This window comes from Cerasibacillus quisquiliarum (assembly GCF_014202495.1).
Classification (GTDB): domain Bacteria; phylum Bacillota; class Bacilli; order Bacillales; family Amphibacillaceae; genus Cerasibacillus; species Cerasibacillus quisquiliarum.
Map to the genome: position 1 here is coordinate 1 of NZ_JACHHA010000005.1, position 18807 is coordinate 18807.

The 18807-nt window shown below is 34.6% G+C and carries 16 protein-coding genes; 4 read left to right on the plus strand and 12 right to left on the minus strand.

Translation table 11 applies throughout. The features are described 5' to 3' along the window. Window positions 1–216: 216 nt before the first annotated feature. The 7 genes from HNQ35_RS07115 to HNQ35_RS07145 form a co-directional block, all read right to left on the minus strand. On the minus strand, window positions 217–951 hold the full coding sequence (locus HNQ35_RS07115) for an AAA family ATPase (RefSeq protein WP_146935989.1): 735 nt from the start codon (window positions 949–951) through the stop codon (window positions 217–219). 15 nt (window positions 952–966) lie between these two features. Continuing rightward, a complete protein-coding gene (locus HNQ35_RS07120) occupies window positions 967–1683 on the minus strand; it encodes a hypothetical protein (RefSeq protein WP_146935991.1) in 717 nt (238 codons plus the stop codon). Window positions 1684–1847: 164 nt separating this feature from the next. Further along, window positions 1848–3254 carry a dihydrolipoyl dehydrogenase gene (gene lpdA / locus HNQ35_RS07125; protein WP_146935993.1) on the minus strand — a complete coding sequence of 469 codons (1407 nt, stop codon included), beginning with the start codon at window positions 3252–3254 and terminating at the stop codon, window positions 1848–1850. Between the two features lie 4 nt (window positions 3255–3258). After that, the gene (locus HNQ35_RS07130; protein ID WP_146935995.1) at window positions 3259–4527 is read right to left on the minus strand and encodes a dihydrolipoamide acetyltransferase family protein; all 1269 of its coding nucleotides are present in this window, start codon (window positions 4525–4527) and stop codon (window positions 3259–3261) included. A gap of 26 nt (window positions 4528–4553) precedes the next feature. After that, window positions 4554–5531 (minus strand): alpha-ketoacid dehydrogenase subunit beta, encoded by a 978-nt coding sequence (locus HNQ35_RS07135; RefSeq protein ID WP_146935997.1) that lies wholly within the window; start codon window positions 5529–5531, stop codon window positions 4554–4556. Window positions 5532–5534: 3 nt separating this feature from the next. After that, window positions 5535–6578 carry a pyruvate dehydrogenase (acetyl-transferring) E1 component subunit alpha gene (pdhA, locus tag HNQ35_RS07140; RefSeq protein ID WP_146936372.1) on the minus strand — a complete coding sequence of 348 codons (1044 nt, stop codon included), beginning with the start codon at window positions 6576–6578 and terminating at the stop codon, window positions 5535–5537. A gap of 364 nt (window positions 6579–6942) precedes the next feature. Then, complete coding sequence (locus tag HNQ35_RS07145) at window positions 6943–7605, minus strand: YkyA family protein (RefSeq protein WP_170226603.1); 663 nt, start codon at window positions 7603–7605, stop codon at window positions 6943–6945. A 177-nt stretch (window positions 7606–7782) separates the two neighbouring features. Between HNQ35_RS07145 and def the strand changes: the two genes are divergently transcribed. From def to rnjA, 3 genes are all read left to right on the plus strand, one after another. Further along, window positions 7783–8334 carry a peptide deformylase gene (gene def, locus HNQ35_RS07150; protein WP_146936001.1) on the plus strand — a complete coding sequence of 184 codons (552 nt, stop codon included), beginning with the start codon at window positions 7783–7785 and terminating at the stop codon, window positions 8332–8334. A gap of 583 nt (window positions 8335–8917) precedes the next feature. After that, entirely contained in the window at window positions 8918–9127 is a 210-nt protein-coding gene (locus tag HNQ35_RS07155) for a DNA-dependent RNA polymerase subunit epsilon (RefSeq protein WP_146936003.1), read from the plus strand. A 4-nt stretch (window positions 9128–9131) separates the two neighbouring features. Further along, window positions 9132–10799, plus strand: a complete 1668-nt coding sequence (gene rnjA / locus HNQ35_RS07160) for a ribonuclease J1 (protein ID WP_146936005.1) — start codon at window positions 9132–9134, stop codon at window positions 10797–10799. A 114-nt stretch (window positions 10800–10913) separates the two neighbouring features. Here rnjA and HNQ35_RS07165 read toward each other — a convergent pair whose 3' ends face one another. The 5 genes from HNQ35_RS07165 to cbpB form a co-directional block, all read right to left on the minus strand. Beyond that, window positions 10914–11582: a potassium channel family protein gene (locus HNQ35_RS07165; RefSeq protein ID WP_146936007.1), complete on the minus strand. Its 669-nt coding sequence runs from the start codon at window positions 11580–11582 to the stop codon at window positions 10914–10916. A gap of 100 nt (window positions 11583–11682) precedes the next feature. Further along, window positions 11683–13506 carry an ABC transporter ATP-binding protein gene (locus HNQ35_RS07170; RefSeq protein ID WP_246118045.1) on the minus strand — a complete coding sequence of 608 codons (1824 nt, stop codon included), beginning with the start codon at window positions 13504–13506 and terminating at the stop codon, window positions 11683–11685. A 16-nt stretch (window positions 13507–13522) separates the two neighbouring features. After that, window positions 13523–15274 (minus strand): ABC transporter ATP-binding protein, encoded by a 1752-nt coding sequence (locus tag HNQ35_RS07175; RefSeq protein WP_146936011.1) that lies wholly within the window; start codon window positions 15272–15274, stop codon window positions 13523–13525. Between the two features lie 351 nt (window positions 15275–15625). Beyond that, entirely contained in the window at window positions 15626–17113 is a 1488-nt protein-coding gene (locus HNQ35_RS07180) for an MDR family MFS transporter (RefSeq protein WP_307724216.1), read from the minus strand. 76 nt (window positions 17114–17189) lie between these two features. Further along, complete coding sequence (gene cbpB, locus HNQ35_RS07185; RefSeq protein WP_146936013.1) at window positions 17190–17645, minus strand: cyclic-di-AMP-binding protein CbpB; 456 nt, start codon at window positions 17643–17645, stop codon at window positions 17190–17192. 236 nt (window positions 17646–17881) lie between these two features. Here cbpB and HNQ35_RS07190 point away from each other — a divergent pair, with 236 nt between their 5' ends. Further along, window positions 17882–18736, plus strand: a complete 855-nt coding sequence (locus HNQ35_RS07190; protein WP_146936015.1) for a metallophosphoesterase — start codon at window positions 17882–17884, stop codon at window positions 18734–18736. Window positions 18737–18807 lie beyond the last annotated feature (71 nt).

The window sequence follows — 18807 nt, forward strand, 5'->3', positions numbered from 1 at the left end:
TTATTTTATTAGTTTAACTGATTAGGAGGCTATTTTAATAGAAAAGTGTTCAATTCTATCAAGCAGAAACTGTTGATTCTATTCTAGCAGTTACAAATAATTAATATAAACCAACTATGTCGAATCAAACTTTATTGTTTTTGATATGTAAAAAGCTATTTAAACAAAAAGTGCTTGTGAAACTTGAGGTATTTTTATTTATAGCTAGATTATTCATTACAGTACATCCTGCTCAACCTCCCCTAGATAATTATCTATAAAATTACGGAAAGCTTTATCCGGATTTGAATGATTGAACTTCTTCAGGAACTCATCATATGTACCAACAAAATTTATCTTTCCCCTATGAAGTAGATGAATCTTACAATTCATTTCACTTAAATCATGCAAAACATGTGTTGACATAATAACTACTTTATTTTTATTTTTACTTAGATTCATAATACTATCCAATATATCAACTTTAGAGTGCGGGTCAACACCTGATGTTGGCTCGTCAAATAAGTAAATTTTTCTCTCCAATTTCATCGCTAATGTAAACGTTAGCCATCTTCTTTCACCAATAGACATATCACCATAATATGTATTTGATAAGTATTCTAATTTTTCTTTGAAATATTCATCATCAAAAAAATCGTGATGTTTTTTTGATTGATATCGATAATCACCTTTTAGAAATAATCTTATTAAATCTTTTCCTTTTAAACCCATAGGAAAAAGCATTCCTTGTGTCATATACATAGTGTCTTTAATATTTACCCCATGTACAACACCTTTATCTACTTTTTTTAATAATATTCCCGATATAATATCAAATAACGTTGTCTTTCCGGACCCATTCACTCCCAGTAAAACGTTTACCACTCCAGGTTCAAATGTAGTAGATATATTTTTTAGAACATACCCCCTCGTCTCATTGTATTTAAAATATAAATTATCTAATTTGACCATATAGTTACGCTCCTTTTAGTTTTTTCTAGGAATAATGGACATATTTTTTAAGGAGAAAAAACCTATGATTAAATAGATTAAAGTTGTTAAAGCATTAATGATTACGATTTCAAAACTGAAATCATTTAACATGTTTAAAATATTCGATAAGTACACAACGGGATTCAAGCTGTACATAAAATATAAAAAATATGAATGTGTTTCTATTCCGAAATTTGCCAAATACAAAAATAAAATAAGTAATATCGTACCTATAGGTGCAATATTATTTGCGTTTACGGGAATGATTACCATCCATAACATTGAAAAGCATATTGGTATGAATGCAATTAACATAGTCAATAAGCCTTTTAGAAATAGCTGAGAGAAATCGATTTTATAAACAACGGATATGATTAAGTTAAATACTGTGGTAAGTACAACTATATATAGTAATTGAGATAGCAATTTACCAAATATAATGACATGTTTATTACCACTTAGAAATGTAAAGCTTTTAAGAAAACCTGAATCCCGATATTGAATGATAGCTAACAGGACACCGCTTAGCACGGTTGTTAAAAGCATGAAACCCCAATAAATATGAATAAAATTTAGCATCTCTATATCCATATTATTATTTTTAAATGCATTAAAACGAATAAAGAAAAACAAGATGGGGAGTGCTAAAAACCAAAAAAATCCAATTTTGTTATACACATTTTGTTTGTTAAATATGTATACGTACTGCATGAGCTGCCTCATAAAATCCCCCTTATCATTCTATATAAGTTTATTAACATATGAAAACATCGTATCAAATGTATACATGATAGGCAATTAAATTCAAAAAATTACTATAATAAAAATGCATATAAAAAAACAGAGAGCCGTTATGACCCTCTGTTTATGATTGTTTATAGCATATGTGTTGGTTTGCCAATTGCGATATCTGCAGCTTCCATTGCGATTTCACCTAATGTTGGGTGTGCATGAATTGTAAGTGCAATATCTTCTGCTGTCATTCCTGCTTCAACAGCTAATCCGAGTTCAGCAATCATATCACTTGCGTTCGGTCCTGCAATTTGTGCACCAATTACAAGTCCGTCTTCTTTTCTTGTAACAAGCTTTAAGAAGCCATCTGTACTATTCATTGATAGTGCCCGACCATTAGCAGCAAATGGGAACTTAGATGCTTTTGCATCAATTCCAGCTTCTTTTGCTTCTTTTTCAGTATAGCCTACACTAGCTAACTCTGGGTCTGAGAAGACAACTGCCGGCATAGCTAAGTAATCGATAGCAGATTTTTCACCACTAATTGCTTCAGCTGCAACTTTACCTTCATAAGATGCTTTATGTGCAAGCGGTGGACCTGCTACAATATCTCCAATCGCATAAATATTACTTACATTTGTACGACATTGCTTATCAATTTTAACGAGGCCTCGATCATCTAGTTCAATACCTACTTGCTCAAGACCAAGTTCATCTGTATTTGGACGACGACCAACTGTGACGAGAACATAATCGGCTTCAACCGTCTCTTCTTCACCTTTTACCTCATATGTGACTTTAACGCCATCCTTTGTCTCTTCAACACCTTTAGCCATTGCTTCTGTAATGATAGAAGCACCTTTTTTCGTTAGACGCTTTTTAACGAGCTGGCTCATTTGCTTTTCAAATCCGCCGAGGATATTCTTCGTTCCTTCTAAGATGGTAATCTCTGTTCCAAAGTTCGCAAATGCTGAACTTAATTCAGTACCGATATAACCTCCACCAATCACGACCATTTTTTTAGGTATTTCTTTCAGAGCTAATGCTCCTGTAGAATCAAGAACACGCTCAGAAAATTTAAAGCCTGGAATTTCAATCGGTCTAGATCCTGTTGCAATAATACAGTTATTAAACTTGTATGTTTGTGAGTTCTTATCATCCATTACTCTAACTGTTTTGTCATCGACAAAATAGACTTCACCTTTTACAATATCAACTTTATTACCTTTTAATAAGCCCTGCACTCCAGAAGTGAGTCGGTTGACAATGTTTTCCTTCCATTCTTGTACTTTAGAGAAGTCTACAGAAACTGTTTCAGTCGTAATGCCTAATTCACTATTTCCTTGGGCTTGTTGCGCTGTATGACCAGCTTGAATCAATGCCTTAGATGGAATACATCCTACATTTAAACAAGTTCCTCCTAAAGCATCTTTCTCAACAATTGTTACCTTTTGTCCCATTTGAGCTGCGCGAATTGCTGCTACATAGCCACCAGGGCCCGCCCCAACGACCAATGTGTCTACTTCAATTGGAAAATCCCCTACTACCATAAATCTACGCCTCCATCATAATTAGTTGTGGATCGTTTAATAAACGTTTGATTTGATTTAGAGCCAATTGAGCTGTCGCGCCATCCACAATACGATGATCAAAGCTCAATGATAATGCAAGTACTGGAGCAATCACTATCTCTCCATTACGTACAATCGGTTTCTCCTGTATACGGCCGATTCCTAAAATAGCTGCTTCAGGATAATTTAATACAGGTGTAAACCATTGCCCCCCTGCAGATCCGATATTCGTAATTGTACTTGAGGCTCCTTTCATCTCCTCAGATGTAATTCTACCACTTCGTGCCTTTTCTGCCAATTCATTTATCTCTTTTGATATATCAAAGATAGATTTACGATCAGCATCCTTAACTACAGGAACGAGTAAACCACGATCAGTATCTGCAGCTATCCCGATATTGTAATAGTTTTTATATACAATTTCTTCTGTTTCATCATCAATCGCCGCATTTAAGATTGGGAACTTCTTAAGTGCAGAAACGAGTGCTTTCACAACATATGGTAAGTATGTGAGTTTAATTCCTTGTTCACTAGCTACTTCTTTAAATTTGCGTCGGTGTGCAACTAACTCTGTCACATCAATATCATCCATTAATGTAACATGAGGTGCCTTCGTTTTAGATTGTACCATTGCCTGAGCTATTGCTCGGCGAATACCACTCATTTTTTCACGTGTTTCTTCATATTGACTTGTTGTGGCAATTGGTGACTTTTCTGTTACTTCAGGAGCTTCTGTATCCTCTATTTGTTCAACTTCTGTTGATACTTCACCACTTATAAAACGATCAATATCCTCTTTCAAAACACGTCCATTTTTTCCTGTTCCTGTCACTTGACGAATATCAACATCATGGTCTCTAGCATACTTACGAACTGACGGCATAGCGATTACGAATTTAGTTTCTCCTACCGATTCGTCCTTTGTTTCTTCTTCATCAACCATTTGCTCTTCAGAAGATGCTTCCATGTCTGATTCCGTCTCTTCTTCTGAAGGCTCTAATTCATCTTCATATCCTTCAGCATCAATAGAAATAAGTGTATCACCTACAATTGCGACGTTTCCTTCATCTACATGGATTTTTAAAACCGTTCCCTCTACAGGTGAAGGAATTTCAACGACCGCCTTATCATTTTGCACTTCACATAAGACATCATCTTCTTTTATTTCTTCGCCTTCTTTAACAAACCATTTTACAATTTCACCTTCATGAATGCCTTCTCCAATGTCTGGTAATTTGAAATTAAATGCCAATAGACTCAACCTCCTATTCCGATTTTTTAATAGTTAAGTACATATTTAACCTTATCAATAATATCTTTATCATCCGGTAGCCATAAATGTTCGGCCTCTGCAAACGGATAAATCGTATCTGGCGCTGTTACTCGCATAACAGGTGCTTCAAGATGTAAGATAGCTCTTTCTTGAATTTCTGCAACGACATTAGCTGCAACACCCGCTTGTCGCTGTGCCTCTTGAACGACGATAGCACGATTTGTCTTCTTAACTGATTCGACAATTGTTTCATAGTCAATTGGTGAAACAGTTCGTAAGTCAATAACTTCGGCATTAATGCGATCTTTTTCTAGTTGTTCGGCTGCTTTTAAGGCAGAATGGACCATAGCTCCATATGCTATAATAGTCACATCTTTTCCTTTTCTCTTAACATCTGCTTTACCTAACTCAATTGTATATTCACCTTCAGGAACTTCCTCTCGAAATGAACGATATAACTTCATATGTTCTAAGAAAACAACTGGATCGTTATCACGGATAGATGAAATTAGTAATCCTTTCGCATCGTATGGTGTTGATGGTATAACAACTTTTACACCAGGTTGCTGAGCAATTAATCCTTCTAATGAATCTGCATGTAATTCAGGTGTATTAACTCCCCCACCAAATGGTGAGCGAATTGTAATCGGTGCGTGTTCCGTATTACCGGAACGAAATCTCATTCGGGCCATTTGTCCGTTGATTGAATCCATTGTTTCATAAACGAAACCGAAGAACTGAATTTCTGGCACAGGACGGAATCCTTCTAATGCTAAACCAATCGCTAAACCGTTAATTGCAGATTCCGCCAAAGGTGTGTCAAATACACGTTGTTCACCAAATTCAGCTTGCAATCCATCTGTTGCACGGAAAACACCACCGTTTTTACCGACATCTTCCCCAAACACCAACACATTCTCATCATTTTTCAACTCAATTCGTAATGCATCAGTGATTGCTTGTATCATAGTCATTTGTGCCATCGTTTATTTCGACTCCTTTGCCTTATATTCTTCCATTTGCTCTTGTAAATTCAGCGGAAGTTCCTCAAACATATTCTCAATAAAATCTGTTACTTTTTGCTTTGGATATTGGTCTGCCTTTTTAATCGCTTCTCGAATATCTTCTTTCGCTTGTTCAATAACTTGATTCTCTTCTTCGAGTGTCCATAGGCCTTTTTCTTCTAAGAACTTACGGAAGCGTACAATAGGGTCTTTCTTTTCCCATTCAGAATCTAATTCAGATGTTCGATAACGTGTCGGATCATCACCAGCCATTGTGTGCGGACCATAGCGATAAGTAATCGTCTCTATAAGCATTGGACCTTCACCTTTTATCGCTCTTTCACGAGCATGCTTTGTAGCGGCATACACTGCTAGTGGATCCATACCGTCAACTTGAATACCTTCAATACCAGCTGCAACTGCTTTTTGTGCAAGTGTTTTAGCTTTTGTTTGCATTTCTCTTGGAACCGATATAGCAAAGCCGTTATTTTGAACGATAAAAATACAATTAGCATCATAGACACCTGCAAAGTTGATGCCTTCATAGAAGTCCCCTTGTGATGTTCCACCATCTCCAGTATACGTAACAGCAACTGCATCTTTTCCACGTAACCGCATGCCAAGCCCGACGCCAGCTGCTTGAATATATTGTGCACCGATAATGATTTGCGGACTCAATGCACGAACTCCTTCTGGCATTTGGTTTCCATGAAAATGACCTCTAGAAAATAGAAACGCTTGGTATAGTGGTAGGCCGTGCCAAATTAACTGAGGTACATCACGATATGCTGGTAATAGAAAGTCCTCTTTTTCCAGCGCAAAATGACTAGCAATTTGCGATGCTTCCTGTCCAGCTGTCGGAGCATAAAACCCAAGACGTCCTTGACGATTTAAAGCAATTGAGCGTTGATCTAAAATCCGTGTATAGACCATCCGGCGCATCAATTCTTTCAATTCCTCATCAGATAGATCAGGCATATCATCCTTTTCAACAACTTTTCCTTCTTCGTTTAGAATTTGAAACATTTTAAACTTCTTCTCTACTTTGTTAAGTACATGTTTCACTACCTTCACCTCTTCCTTTCTTATCAGTTTTTGTTTAGTTTACCCAAAAAAGCAATCTGTACTTCTACAGTTTCATCATATCGGAAACTGTTATATAAAAAAATAAAAATCTATTAGTACAACATTTCTAATTTAATTCTACATCATTCATTAGTTGCGGGTCAAATACTTTGTTGTATATTGCAATATAAACATAAAATTAAACCTAATCCGTCCTTGTTAAATCAACTAATTAACCTGTTATAGTTATTATCCAATCTGTACTATCTATTGTTTTAAAATGAAAAACAGCGTTAAATCAAAAATTGATTTAACGCTGTTCTTCTTAATTTTTATCCTTGTATGTGACATTCAAATCTGCATCTTCATAAAATCGACGTTTTAACTCATTATACTCCTCGGTTTTTTTATTGAATGTTTTGTTCGCTTTGATAATCGATTCATAATGTTCGTTTAATAATTCAATCTGTTTTGATAGCTGTTCTTGTGTTGATTCTTCATCAACAAGCATACGATACAATTGTTTCTCTAAGTCTAAAGATTCTTTATATGTTTTATAAATTTCATCGTATGCTTCGTAACGCTCAATCATTTTATCATATAGCTGAGTGATAGAACGTGCTAATGCTTTATCTGTAAGGTCATCTTTAAGTGAATGTATTTTAATAAATTCTTCTTTTGCTGTTTGAAGGCTATCATTTTCTAATTCAATTAACTCAATACGTTGATCAATGAGTTCATTGGCTTCTTTAGAAAGCGCTTTAATTTCATCTAATTCATCTGAAGATAAATCAATTATTTTTTCGTAAATACCTTGTTCCTTTTTTTCTAGATCAACCAATTCTTTCTGTTTCTCTGAAAATTCTTTTTCTAATGCGACTGTTTCTTCTAGATGACCATAAATTTTCTTTTGAACCGACTCACCACATGCAGTCAACGTAAACATAATACTGACTAGGAGAATTAAATAGTAGATTTTTCTAATCATTCGCTCTCTCCTTTCACCAAAATAGCTAAATGTATAATGTGTACCAAGTATATCACAAGAAACATATGTTAAGATATATGTAATTATGACATGAATCATGTTTAATCCTTTCATTTATGTTAAACTATTAACTAGTATTTAATGTAAAGACTGTTATATGTAGTGGAGTGACGATTAATGATTACGATGAAAGATATTGTACGGGAAGGTCATCCTGCTTTAAGAGAAATAGCTAAAGAAGTTGCGATGCCACCTTCCAAAGAAGACATTCAAACATTGAAAAAAATGCTTGAGTTCTTAAAAAACAGTCAAGATGAGGAGCTATGTAAGAAGTATAATCTAAGACCAGGTGTCGGCTTAGCCGCCCCACAACTCGGTATAACAAAGCGAATGATAGCTGTTCATTTTGAAGATATTAATGGTAAAATGTATAGTTATGGTTTATTTAATCCGAAGATTATGAGTCATTCAGTAGAAAAAGCTTATTTAATTGCTGGTGAGGGGTGCTTATCAGTAGATCGCCCAGTTGAAGGCTATGTCCCAAGGTATGCACGGATTACGATTAAAGCGATCGATTTAGAAGGGAATGAAATAAAACTACGCCTAAAAGATTATGCAGCAATTGTTTTCCAACATGAAATCGATCATTTAAATGGGATCATGTTCTACGATCATATTAACGAAAACCAGCCTTTTCAAGCTCCTGAAAATGCTAGAGCAATTGGATAATCCAAAAAACGCTTCAACCATTTGGTTGAAGCGTTTTTTAGTTATTGGCCAATCCGATGCATAAAAATTCACTTTATGCAAAACTTAAACAAAAACAAGCATATTGGACAGGAATTTTCTTGTTAAAAGTCAATCTACATAAGTTTTTGCATAACATGGAGTAATATGTTTTAAATTAATTCGAGTATAACCCTTTTCTTATTTCAAAAAGGATACTATAATGAAGTTAAGTAGGAAAGGATCGGTTGAACGTCAAATGCTTTTCTTAATACTAGAAAGGAGTTGCCCGATTATGTTGAAACGTCTAAGAGAAAAGCTAAAAGAACGTTTAAAAGACTTACTGGGCAGAGGACGTGTACCAACAACATATAAGAATAACAATGGCCAATCATCGTAATGAACTCGCCATTTATTAAGTGATATTAGTAGTCGGACCAACATTATTTTAAAATCTCTCATAACGGAAATAATACGGAACAACGGAATTTAAATAGTTATCGAGCGCTTGATAACTATCATCTTTACTGAATTTTTTAGATGTATGGAAAATATTGTAATAAAATGATTAGGAGCGATAAAAAACATGATTTTTAAAGTATTATATCAGGAATATCCTGACGAGGTACCAACTCGCGAACGTACAAAAAGTATTTATATAGAAGCAGAATCTGTTCGAGATGTACGTCAAAAACTACAAAATAAACCGATAAATATTGAATATATCCAGCCCTTAACTGAAACACACTTAGCCTATGACCAGCAATCTGAAGACTATAAATTGGAGAAGGTTTAAATAAATGAAATTCGTCAAAAATGATCAAACAGCGATTTTTGCATTGGGCGGGCTAGGAGAAATAGGAAAAAACACATATGGGATACAATTTCAAGATGAGATTATTCTAATCGATGCAGGAATTAAATTTCCTGAAGATGAACTTCTTGGTATTGATTACGTTATCCCTGATTACACGTATCTTATTCAAAATCAAGATAAAATTAAGGGTTTATTTGTTACACATGGGCATGAAGACCATATAGGTGGGATTCCTTACTTACTACGCGAAGTAAATATTCCAATATATGCAGGTCATCTTGCTATGGGTCTTATCAAAAATAAATTAGAAGAGCATGGTTTATTGCGTCAAGCTAAACTGACGACAATCCATGAACATGATATCATTAAATTCCGTAAAACATCTGTTTCATTTTTCCGTACAACTCACAGTATTCCAGATTCCTATGGGATTGTGGTTAAAACACCACCTGGAAATATTGTTCATACAGGAGATTTTAAATTTGACTTTACCCCTGTTGGTGAACCGGCTAATCTAGCTAAAATGGCACAAATCGGAAGTGAAGGTGTACTCTGCCTTCTTTCAGACAGTACAAACAGTGAAGTACCTGGATTTACAATGTCTGAACGCGTGGTTGGCGAAACGATCCATGATATTTTTAGTCGTGTAGAAGACCGAATCATCTTTGCTACCTTTGCATCAAACACTTATCGTTTACAGCAAGTCGTTTCAGCAGCAGTGAAGAACAAACGAAAAATAGCTGTATTTGGTAGAAGTATGGAGGCTGCCATTAACCTTGGACAAGAACTTGGTTATATACAAGCTCCAAAAAACACATTTATTGATGGAAATCAAATTAATAAACTCCCAGCACATAAAGTGACAATCTTATGTACTGGTTCTCAAGGGGAACCAATGGCAGCTTTATCACGTATAGCGAATGGGACACATAAACAAATTAAAATTATTCCTGGTGATACGGTGATTTTTTCATCATCACCTATTCCTGGAAACACAATAAGTATTAACCGTATTATTGATAATCTTTATCGGGCAGGGGCAGAAGTCATTCATCACAAAGTAAGTGATATCCACACATCCGGACACGGTAGTCAAGAAGAATTAAAGCTCATGCTTCGTCTAATGAGACCAACATTCTTTATGCCTATTCATGGAGAATATCGTATGTTAAAAGAACATACGAAGTTAGCTGAAGCTTGCGATGTTAAACCGGAAAATACCTTTATAATGGATAATGGTGAGGTCCTAGCCATAGGAAAAGATACTGCAAAAGTCGTTGGAAAAATTCCAGCTGATTCCATTTACGTTGATGGTAAAGGTGTTGGTGATATTGGTAATATTGTCCTTCGTGACCGTAGAATCTTATCTCAAGAAGGACTTGTCATTGTCGTAGTGAGCATTGATATGAAGGAATTTAAAATCGCCTCTGGTCCCGATATCATTTCACGTGGGTTTGTTTATATGCGTGAATCAGAGGATTTAATCAACCAAGCTCAACAGCTGGTTGAAGACCATTTACAAAAAATCATGAAACGACGTACAACAAAATGGTCAGAAATTAAAAACGAAATTACCGATACAATTGCACCTTTTTTATTTAAAAAGACGAAACGTAAACCGATGATTTTACCAATTATTATGGAAGTCTAAAAAGACTTAGCAAAATACCAATAAATATAAAAAAGAAAGTTAGGTCGTCCATTTCGAATAGATCGGCCTAACTTCTTTTTTTAATGTATGATTGACTCATATTGACAAGCTTTTTTAATCATCTTCAATGACAAGTTCTTTTTCAAATCGAGCAATATCTTTGTCCGATCCGATTACAATTAACACTTCTTGTTCCTGTAAAACTTCATCAGCTCGGGGTGAGACATTAATATCATTTCCTTGACGAATTGCGACAACGTTACAGCCATAGTTAGCGCGAATATCTAAGTCAACTAATGATTTTCCAATCATTTTATGACTTACTTTTACTTCGACAATACTATGATCTTCTGACAGTTCCAGATAGTCTAAAATATTATTTGAGATGATACTATGGGCAATCCGTCTTCCCATATCTCGTTCGGGATGAACGACATGATGGGCACCTATTTTATTTACAATTTTTGCATGATAATCATTATTAGCCTTGACTGTTATTTTGTTTACACCAAGTTCCGATAAAATGACTGTTGTTAAAATACTTGCTTGAATGTTATCTCCTATTGCAACAATGACATGATCAAAATTCGTAATACCTAATTCCTTTAACGTCGCTTCGTCGGTAGAGTCCGCTATGACGGCATGTGATGCAACATTTTTAAACTCATTCACCTTATCTTCACTAATATCAATTGCCAAAACATTCATGCCTTCTTTACTCAATTCGTAACAAATACTGCCGCCGAATCTTCCTAGGCCAATAACGGCAAATTCTCTCTTCATATAAGTTCCCCCAAATCGACGTACTAACTACTTTGATAGTGTATCATATTGTATAAAAAAGCGTCATGTTTTTTTACCTATAAAGAGAATGATGCTTTTTTTATGCTTGCAACATATCAAATTGTGATTTTACTAATCTAAAGTACTCACCACGTTGATCCATTAACTGTTGATGGTTACCACTTTCTAGAATATGGCCATTTTCTAATACGTAAATTTGATCTGCTTCACGAATCGTTGATAAACGATGAGCTATGATAATCGCTGTTCTTCCTTTTAATAGACGTTTTAAAGCTTGTTGAATCATCACTTCAGTCTCTGTATCAATACTTGCTGTCGCTTCATCTAAAATAAGAATTGTCGGATTTGCTAATAAAGCACGTGCAAACGATAATAACTGACGCTCTCCTGCCGATAAGATACTTCCTCTCTCTTCCACCTCAGTATCATATCCATATGGTAATCGTTGGATAAAATTATGCGCACCTACTACTTTAGCCGCTTTAATCACTTCTTCATCTGTCGCAGTTGGTCTGCCAAAGCGAATATTTTCCATTATTGTACCAGAAAAAATAAATGTTTCTTGTAAAACAACACTAATATGAGAACGCATTGAGCGTAAATCGGTATCTCGTAAATCATGACCATCAATTTTTACTGAGCCTTTCGTCGGATCATAAAATCGACTAATAAGATTAGCAATCGTCGACTTTCCGCTACCTGTATGACCGACCAACGCAACGGTTTCCCCCGCTTTTATGTTTAATGATATATCTTGTAGTGCAATCCGTTCGTCATCATAAGAAAATTGAACGTTGTCAAATGTAATATGACCGTCCATGTGGTCAAACTTATAGGCATTTTTCTTATTATGGATAATTGGTTTCTCATCTAAATATTCAAAAATTCGTTCGGATGATGCCATCGCCATTAATAATTGATTGTACATTTGTCCTAAACGAGAAATCGGCTCCCAAAACATGCCGAGGAAAAAAGCGAACGATACAAATGTTCCTACAAAAATATCTTGTTGTAAAATTAAGTAAGCACCATAAGTAATTAATATAACCGTTCCAATTGCGTTACTTAACTCTACTAGCGGGCGGAATTTAGCACTTTTCTTTGTCGCCAGTCGCCAACTGTTAAAATTATCAGTATTTACACGATTAAAATATGCGATATTTTCATCTTCCTGAGCAAAAGCTTGTGTAATTCGTATCCCTTGAATGCTCTCATTCAGGTGTGAGTTCATTCGAGACTGCTGAATTCTAACATGTTGCCAAGACCTACGAATATCCCTTCGTAATCTTGTTGAAATATAAAACATAAGAGGTAAAACAATCATAATAGCCAAAGCCAGTTTGGGACTTAAGGAGAACAAGATCATAATAATCCCTGCCAATGTAATAATATCCATGAGCAAATTTATTATCCCATTAGTAAATATATCTTGTAGTGAGTTCGTATCATTCATAATACGAACTAAAATCGATCCAGCTGACCTTGAATCAAAGAAGCGATGTGATAACTTTTGGACATGTGTAAACAAATGCTTTCTTAAGTCATAGATTACATTTTGGCCTAATAAATTAACCCATTTAATACGATATATATTTGCTATATAATTAATTAAATATAATAGAGTAATTGCTAACACAAGATATATTAAAAGTCTCGTATCTTTTTTCTCAACGATAATAATGTCAATAGCAACTTTACCTATTAAGATAGGAACTGCTAACCGAATAACTGTTGACAAAAGCATCATAATAAATGCTCCAGGTAAATATGTTTTCGTATATGGTTTTACATATGTTAAAAGGCGCCAAATCTGTTTCCAATTAAAAGGCTTTTCTATAACTTGTTCAGTAGAATAATGAAACCGCGTTAAATGTCTGTTTGTATTCTGCTTTTCCTGTGTCACCACTTTCCCTCCTATCTTACAAATCAATGATCTCACGAATAGCATGTTGATCTTGATATTGGATATCATAAATTCTTCTATATAACCCTTTGTGATTGAGTAATTCTTTATGTGTCCCACGTTCAACAATTTGTCCTTCTTCTAAGACGAGAATCTCATCAGCATGTTTAACTGAAGATATTCGATGTGCAATAATAAATGTCGTGCGATTTTTCATCACATTTTTTAATGCCTTTTGAATTCTAAATTCAGTTTCCATATCAACAGCAGATGTCGCATCATCAAGCACAAGAATACTTGGATTAATACATAAAGCTCTTGCTATTGCAATGCGTTGTTTTTGTCCTCCTGATAACCCCATCCCACGTTCTCCTAATAACGTATCGTATCCTTTAGGAAGCTTCATAATAAAGTCATGGGCCTCAGCAGATTTTGCCGCTTGTATAATTTGTTCTTCAGATATGTCGGGACGTCCATAAGCAATATTATCACGGATTGATGTAGAAAATAAAAATGTTTCCTGTAATACGAAGCCGATATGTTTCCGTAATGTTTTTAGTTTATAATCAGCTATAGGGCGTCCATCTATGAGTACATTACCTTCATTCTGTTCATAAAAACGAGCGATAAGTTGTGTAATCGTTGATTTTCCAGAACCAGTCGCACCAATTAAACCGATAATTTTTCCAGCTGGTGCATGGAAGTTAATATCCTTAATGGCGTATGTATGATCATTTGCATAATCTAATGACACATGATTAAATGTGACATCACCTTTAATAGGGACATCAATGGCAGTGCTTTTTTCTATAATGTCCTCTTTTGCATCTAAAATTTCACTTAAACGTTCCCCCGATGCTTTCGCCTGGGAAAATAAATTAACGACAAAACCAAGGTTCATAATAGGACCCATAATATACCAAATCAAGCTAAAAAACGCGACTAAGGCCCCTAGTTCGAGACGATTATTAACAACTAAATAACCACCAAATGCTAACAACAAAACAACACTAACATTCCCGATAAACTCCATTAAGGGAAAGAACTTTGCCCAAATATTAGAAGTTTTAAGATAACTATCTTTGTAATTGGTATTGCTTATCGAAAATCGATCAATTTCATATCCTTCTTTTGATAGTGATTTAACTGTATTCATTCCAGTTATATTTTCTTGTACACGAGTATTTAATCGCCCGAAAGAACGTCGCAAACCTCTAAATGCTGGATGAACCCTTTTATCAAAACGATATACAACAATGATTAGAAAAGGCATGGCTACCATCGTTACTAGTGTTAAAGGGACTGAATAATAAAACATAAGCGCAAAACTCATTACCAAAAGTAAAACCGTACGAATTAATTCAGCCATACCAAATGAAAGGAAGAAGCGAAATCCTTCTACATCCGCTGTTAACCGTGACATTAGGTCACCTGTTTTTGCATTATCATAATACTTAAACGATAATACTTGTAATTTCTTATATAGAGCATTTCTCATATCATACACCGCTGTTATTCCAAATAAATCGCCTAAATATTGTTGATAATAAGTCGCAATCCCTTTAATGATTTGCAATATAAGGAACACAAGAGCGATATAAGGAATCATTTCATATTTATTTTTGGCCACAACTTCATCAATCGTTAACTGTAAAATAATTGGGTAAATAAGTGTAATAGATGTAACAAATATTAAAAAAAATAAGGACCAAAAAAAATATTTCCTATAAGGCCAATAAAATGCCTTTAACTTTTTAAATGTGACCACTTAAGTTCCACCCCTTGCTCAATTATATACTCTTAATTTTCCTTCTGTCACATGAACTTTCATCACAATAATTTCTCTAAAGATAAATATCTCATATATTGAGAAAAAATTTAATTCACCTTTCTTTCATGTTTTAATATTCAAGTGTCTTTCAATGTTATAACACTTTTTATTTAAAATAAAGTCTTTTGACTATTTTTAAATATAAATATAAAAGCTAACACAGAAATGAAAGGTAGAATAAAAAGGAGTTCAGCTAATAATAAATCTAAACTCCTCTTATTAAATCATATTCTTATTTCAAACATGTGCTTTACATGTTGCGCTTTCTTCCGCTTATATTAACATGTTTCATATTGATTCATTTTTTTCTTTTTTCATAAACAGAATCAAGAAGAAACTTAACAAAGCAAGCAAAAATAAACCAGTATATACAGTGTGAAGACCTAGGGCAAGACCTTCACGTAAAGTTTTGATGATAGACAGTGGTAATTTGTCACTTTGAACAGGATCTAACAATTGATTAAAAGCATCAAGGGAAACACCCTCTCCTAACTCATTATGTTGAATATGACGATATATCTTATAATTTAATATGGCACCAAGAATGGCCACTCCAATAGCACTGCCAAGTGAACGCATAAATATATTGCTTGCCGTGGCAATTCCGCGAATTTTCCAAGGTACGCTGCTTTGAATCAATACGATAAATGTCGTACTTGTTAATCCCATTCCTACCCCGATAAAAAACGAACCGATCCCAGCCCAAATTGGACTTTTTATCGGAGTTAATAAATAGAAAAATATACTTCCAATGATTAACGAAATTCCACCTAAAATAGCTGTTTGGCGATAGCTAATTCGAAGCAAAAGCCGTCCAGCAATGGTCGAGGCAATCGGCCATCCAATTGACATGACTGTTAATGTAAAACCCGCAACAGTTGCCGATTGATTCATAATCCCTTGGACATATGTAGGTAAATAACTTGACACACCGATAACAATCATACCTGTTATTAAAGCCGTCACATTAGCAATTCTTATAGGACTACTTTTCCATAACTCTAAGGGCATAACTGGAGTTATGGAATGCTTTTCGAAAAATAAAAACAAAACAAAACTTAAAACAGTTACAGCAATAAGTACTTTAAATAAATTTGGTCTAGATAAGTGGCTTGCTTCAGTTAATAGAACCATAAGTGAACTTACCGAAATAAATAATAAAAAGGTGCCGAGATAATTTATTTCGCGACTCTTCTTCTCAATATGCTCATGTAGAAAAAGTAAAATGCCTATCATAGCTAATATACCTAGCGGAATATTCATCCAAAAAACATAGTGCCAATGGAGAACATCAACAAATAAGCCACCTAATAAAGGACCAGAAACAGCTGATATTCCCCATACACTGGATAAATAGCCTTGAATTTTGGCACGTTCTTCTTTATTATAAATATCTCCAACAATCGTTGTTGCCATAGGCATTAATGCACCAGCACCAATCCCTTGGATAAAACGAGCACCGATTAGCATTTCCATAGTAAAGGCAAATCCTGACAAGGTCGAGCCGATTAAGAAAATAATCACACCGCCGACAAATATCGGTTTTCTCCCATACACATCAGCTAGCTTACCAAATATTAATACCGTCGAAGCATTCGTTAATAAATAAGCTGAAAATACCCAACTATATAGCGAAAATCCGCCTAAATCAGCAACAATACTCGGCATAGCTGTTGCTACAATTGTTCCTTCTATCGCTGCCAGAAACATACCAAGCATAACAGAAGCTAGTACGAGTGGACGGTTGAGTTTCTTTGTTTTCCTCTTTTGATTCATTCTCATCCCTGCTCTAACATCATCATAATTACTGTACACGAAGTCAAAAACATCCTTTTAAAAGGATGTTTTTGACTTATTGGTAGGTCGTTTGGTTAGCTAAATAATAATTATTTCTTGCTTGTTTTAAAATGGCTCTTCGGGTTAAAATACCGTCAAAATATTGTTCATTATCAACAACACATACGAATGGATCATTTATAACCGCTTTCAATCCATCTATGTAGGAGTGATGTTCATGTAATACGGGTATATCTGTATCCATAACCTCTTCAACAGTTATCTCGGAAAGTCTTTCGAATTCAAAGCGTTCCAGACCAAGGGTTTCATTTAAAATGATTGATTTACCAATAATTCCTTTTAATTGATAAGAAGAATTTAATACAGGAACGGCTGAATAGCCAGTTTTAACGAGGACAAGTAATGCGTGTTCCAATGGATTGTTTGTCTGTACGTGTGCCACCTTTTCAGATGGAATCATTAAATCTTTAACTGTTACTTGTGACATTGTTTTATCTTCCATTGAATCCATTTTCAATTCCCCCTTTATAAAAATAAACATGAGTTAAAGAGGTTATCACCCCCTATAGTTTATCATAATAATCATATTAACCAAATGTTATTCACCTTAAATTTCCTAAAATTATTAGATTACCCAAACCTTTTTAAGAAGTTCTCCTATAATTATAATCCAATATCATGTATAATCTTAAAGGAGTCATCTTGTTTTTTACAAACGAAATTTTATTTTTAAATGAGGTTAATTTGATGAATAGACGAACATTTATTAAGCGAATGATAAGTAGTGGACTATTATTAATTGGTTTAAGCAGTGGTTCTTACTATTATGCTAAACATATTGAACCAAAACGTTTACATATTCAATATGAAACAATTGCATCTCCTAAGATACCACAGGCTTTTAATCAATTTAGAATTATTCAGTTTTCTGATACACATATCGGTTTTCACTATACAACAGAACAATTTAGTCAATTGATAAAAAATATAAATCAATTACATCCTGATTTAATTGTTTTTACAGGGGATTTTGTAGATCGGCCGCATCAGTTTCATTGGAATAACGAACTAAAAGAACTATTAAAATCACTTGAGGCACCTCATGGTAAATATTGGATTTACGGGAATCATGATCATGGGGGCTATGGAACGGATATTCTTAAAAACTTTATGGAAACTGCTGACTTTCATTTACTACAAAATTCACATACGCGCATAAGCGTGAAACAAGAAGAAATTATTTTAGCTGGTATTGATGATGCCATTTTGGGAAAGCCGGATATAGATGGTACATTAAAAAGTGTTGATTCCAATCTGTTTACAATTCTACTTGCACATGAACCTGATCTTGCTAAATTTGTAAAGCACTATCCTGTTGACGTACAGTTGTCAGGACATAGTCATGGTGGGCAAGTACGACTACCTTTTTTCGGCCATCTTTATACACCAATTTATGCAAAGAAATATACGATAGGCCGATATCAAGTGACTGATGATTTCACATTGTTTGTTAATCGTGGGATAGGGACAACACGGCTTCCCTTTCGGTTTTTATGTACGCCTGAAATCCACGTATACCAATTAGAGCATAAAGCAATTTGAATGAATCGTTTGCGATAAAGCATTGTTTGCGATACGATATTGTGTATAGTTTATATAATAATTTAAAACTT

Excerpts from the sequence above, each read along its gene's own strand:
- lpdA (WP_146935993.1), bottom strand. The coding sequence starts at position 3,254 with ATGGTAGTAGGGGATTTTCCAATTGAAGTAGACACATTGGTCGTTGGG.
- def (WP_146936001.1), top strand. The coding sequence starts at position 7,783 with ATGATTACGATGAAAGATATTGTACGGGAAGGTCATCCTGCTTTAAGA.
- HNQ35_RS07135 (WP_146935997.1), bottom strand. The coding sequence starts at position 5,531 with ATGGCACAAATGACTATGATACAAGCAATCACTGATGCATTACGAATT.
- HNQ35_RS07180 (WP_307724216.1), bottom strand. The coding sequence starts at position 17,113 with ATGAATCAAAAGAGGAAAACAAAGAAACTCAACCGTCCACTCGTACTA.
- HNQ35_RS07155 (WP_146936003.1), top strand. The coding sequence starts at position 8,918 with ATGATTTTTAAAGTATTATATCAGGAATATCCTGACGAGGTACCAACT.
- HNQ35_RS07190 (WP_146936015.1), top strand. The coding sequence starts at position 17,882 with ATGAATAGACGAACATTTATTAAGCGAATGATAAGTAGTGGACTATTA.
- HNQ35_RS07115 (WP_146935989.1), bottom strand. The coding sequence starts at position 951 with ATGGTCAAATTAGATAATTTATATTTTAAATACAATGAGACGAGGGGG.
- cbpB (WP_146936013.1), bottom strand. The coding sequence starts at position 17,645 with ATGGATTCAATGGAAGATAAAACAATGTCACAAGTAACAGTTAAAGAT.
- pdhA (WP_146936372.1), bottom strand. The coding sequence starts at position 6,578 with ATGTTTCAAATTCTAAACGAAGAAGGAAAAGTTGTTGAAAAGGATGAT.
- HNQ35_RS07145 (WP_170226603.1), bottom strand. The coding sequence starts at position 7,605 with ATGATTAGAAAAATCTACTATTTAATTCTCCTAGTCAGTATTATGTTT.
- rnjA (WP_146936005.1), top strand. The coding sequence starts at position 9,132 with ATGAAATTCGTCAAAAATGATCAAACAGCGATTTTTGCATTGGGCGGG.
- HNQ35_RS07165 (WP_146936007.1), bottom strand. The coding sequence starts at position 11,582 with ATGAAGAGAGAATTTGCCGTTATTGGCCTAGGAAGATTCGGCGGCAGT.
- HNQ35_RS07120 (WP_146935991.1), bottom strand. The coding sequence starts at position 1,683 with ATGCAGTACGTATACATATTTAACAAACAAAATGTGTATAACAAAATT.